The 2395-nt window shown below is 42.0% G+C and carries 2 protein-coding genes; both read left to right on the top strand.

Translation table 11 applies throughout. From position 1 onward, the window contains the following. The first annotated feature begins 276 nt into the window (after nt 1–276). A complete protein-coding gene (locus tag BCT81_RS20115; protein WP_102425584.1) occupies nt 277–1491 on the top strand; it encodes a low temperature requirement protein A in 1215 nt (404 codons plus the stop codon). Between the two features lie 28 nt (nt 1492–1519). Beyond that, nucleotides 1520–2302 carry an ion transporter gene (locus BCT81_RS20110; protein ID WP_102425583.1) on the top strand — a complete coding sequence of 261 codons (783 nt, stop codon included), beginning with the start codon at nt 1520–1522 and terminating at the stop codon, nt 2300–2302. Nucleotides 2303–2395 lie beyond the last annotated feature (93 nt).

Here is a 2395-nt window from a genome sequence, read left to right as displayed (position 1 = left end):
GCTTTACATAGCGAAGAAGATATCGCTGTCTTGTGGTTTATTATGGTTACCTAGAATTAGACTACAACTGGTTAACTTTTAGTAACCACCTTAAATCCCAGCGAAATTAACAATAAGTTATTGTTTAATATGTTTTTTATTTTTTAAGGTTAACGGGGGGAGAGCGTAGGTAAGCAGAAACAGGTTACTAAAAGGATACTACTTGAAATATCTCAGGAGGTTACCATACTAAACCGCATAAACAGAATAGAGCACCAATCTATAGGACGTAACTGTATGGATTTATCCCCAAAACACCCACTGTGGCGCAAACCAAAACATCATCTTGATACCGATAGCAGCAATGATCATGTGCATTGGATTGAGCTTTTCTACGATTTAGCGCATGTGGTATCGATTTTTGTTCTTGGGAACTTCTTAAGCCATCATCTTGGTTTTGGAGGATTTGTGATTTTCGCTGCTCTGTTTACTGTGATCTGGTTTGCGTGGTTTGATTTAAGCCTTTTTAACTCCATTTATGTCAGCACCGATGTCCAACACCGTTACATTATGGCAGCGCAGATTGTCACCATTATGATCATGTCATCAGCGATAGTGCATATTGATGGCGCTGGTTGGGCTTATTTTTCGATAGGTTACGCGATAAACCGTGCGATTATGTCGCTGCTCTATTTCAGGGCGAAAACGGTAGAAGATAATGAAACCTGCCTACCAAGTCGTATGTCTCGAAACTTTGCCATTGGCTCAGTCATCTTCTTTATTAGTGCGTTTCTTCCTGCACCATACAGCCACATGGTCTTTGCTGCCGGGATGGTGATTTTAGCGGCGTTGTATGCCGCTCCAAAAGTGGGCGTACTTTACAGCAAGCGATTCTTACCGCGCTTTGGCCATATGGCGGAACGTTTTGCACTACTATTACTAATCGTTGCTGGTGAGGGCTTCTTTAAGCTTGTCATCACTCTTGCAGAAAAGGGCATCGATAATGTGGTGGGTGATGTGTTTGTTAATTACGCATATGGTGGTCTCTCTATTTTCGTTTTATGTTGGATCTATTTTGACTTTGTTGGCAATGGTAAGCCGCGTGATCATGAGCCCAAAACACTGGTTAAATGGACTATTTCTCACCTGTTCTTGATGCTTTCTGCTGTCATGATAGGTGTTGCACTGTCAGCGGAAGTAAAGATTGGCTTTATGGATCAATACCCATTCAAATATGCGTTGATTGGTTGTTTAGGCTTGGCAACATATCTGTACTGCTTGCTTCAGATTCAAAACGTGATTGAACTTCGCACTGCCCATCGTTTTGCTACTGCGAAAGTTCGTTATATCGGTATTGCGCTGTGCTTTGTGACGCTTGCTATTGTGTCGTTTGTTCCTTCAATTGTAGCCAATGTCATGTGGGGAGCCGCGCTGTTCTCTCAGATCCTCATTCCTGTGAGAACCGCATTTAAAATCTTAACTCAAGAAGCTAAGCAAGAAGCCGGGCAATAGCTCGATTAAGCCCTTTTGCTTGAACCGCATGGCAGCCTACTTTGCGGTTCACTGGATTGCCATTATGTATCGACCAAAAGTACCGGAACAAATCACAAGCTTTCAATTGGCAGTCTTAATACTGTCTTTGTTTGTTGTGGTCTCATTAACCGTTGAACTTATCTTTAAGTTACCGCCTGAAATTCTTCAGATATTGATTTACGTAGATACCTTTATCTGCGTGATCTTCTTTATCGATTTTTTGCAGCAGTATCGTGCTGCGTCATCAAAGCTTGAATACATGAAATGGGGCTGGCTTGACCTTATCTCTTGTATTCCGTTAATGGAGATGAACCAGTTTGCTCGTTTGGTTCGTGTATTTCGCCTAATCCGTGCAATCAAATCTATCTCTATGATTTCTCATGCAATCAATGAGAACAAAGCGTCGACGTCACTGCATTTTATGGTGGTCACTTCATTGATGATGATGGTGTTTGGTTCGATTTATATTCTCTATCTTGAGAAGGACATGCCGGGTGCCAATATTCATACCGCTGGTGATGCGTTTTGGTGGACATTCGTCACCATCACAACGGTTGGATACGGTGACTTTTTCCCTGTGACTTTAGAAGGGCGCATTGTTGCCATTGTTTTAATCACTACTGGCGTTGGTATGTTTGGTAGCTTTACCGCGGTTCTCGCCTCGTGGATCATGGACACTTCTAACGAGCGTAAGATGGAGGTTCAGATCTTAGAAGAGGTGCATGAGCTCAAAGCAGAGGTTCGGGAATTGAAATCAATACTAAAAAAGCAAACTGAAAGAAATGAGTAGTCTGCTATCCCGCGGCTAGACTTACCATACTTGTAGTTATTCATGAGTTGTTAGTATTCAATTTTTCGTAACTCATTTTTGTCCAAAACCTTC

Source organism: Vibrio sp. 10N.261.52.A1, assembly GCF_002876325.1.
GTDB classification, from domain to species: Bacteria; Pseudomonadota; Gammaproteobacteria; order Enterobacterales; family Vibrionaceae; genus Vibrio; species Vibrio chagasii.
The sequence above is the reverse complement of the archived record's forward strand: the minus strand, read 5'-3'. Positions and strand labels throughout refer to the sequence as shown.

What these genes read in the sequence shown, in the direction of transcription:
- BCT81_RS20115 (WP_102425584.1), top strand. Translation starts at nt 277, where the DNA reads ATGGATTTATCCCCAAAACACCCACTGTGGCGCAAACCAAAACATCAT.
- BCT81_RS20110 (WP_102425583.1), top strand. Translation starts at nt 1,520, where the DNA reads ATGGCAGCCTACTTTGCGGTTCACTGGATTGCCATTATGTATCGACCA.